The sequence below is a fragment of the Anaerophaga thermohalophila DSM 12881 genome (assembly GCF_000191885.1).
GTDB classification, from domain to species: Bacteria; Bacteroidota; Bacteroidia; order Bacteroidales; family Marinilabiliaceae; genus Anaerophaga; species Anaerophaga thermohalophila.
In genome coordinates this window covers 1-304 of record NZ_AEWI01000143.1, presented here as the reverse complement: position 1 = coordinate 304, position 304 = coordinate 1, and the positions used below count along the sequence as shown (strand labels likewise).

The 304-nt window shown below is 46.1% G+C and carries 1 protein-coding gene; it reads right to left on the bottom strand.

Going from position 1 to position 304, the window contains the following annotated elements:
* Window positions 1–74 precede the first annotated feature (74 nt).
* Window positions 75–304, bottom strand: a 230-nt coding sequence (locus ATH1_RS21750) for a hypothetical protein (protein WP_010424558.1), incomplete at its 5' end; no start/stop codon positions are given.

Below are 304 nucleotides of genomic sequence, written 5' to 3'. Positions count from 1 at the left end.
CTCTAATTGGGCAAATCCTTTCAAAGCCTTTTCTGATTCTGATTTCCCCGGAACCATCGGTATAAAACCACTTATTATTTTCCACCCTTGTACTTCCACGCATTCGCAAAGCTTCCGTCCAGATGATTAAAAACAATCAATCCGCTAAAGATTTCGCCGCGGTGGTAATAATCAACAGAGTCGATGCTGCCGCCCGAAACAAGATAGTCTTCATCCGGGACAACTGTCATCAAAAAACCACGGGTTTCACCGGTTTCTTCATTGGTCTGTACCACGATGCGGGTACGCGAGCGAACGGTCTCTT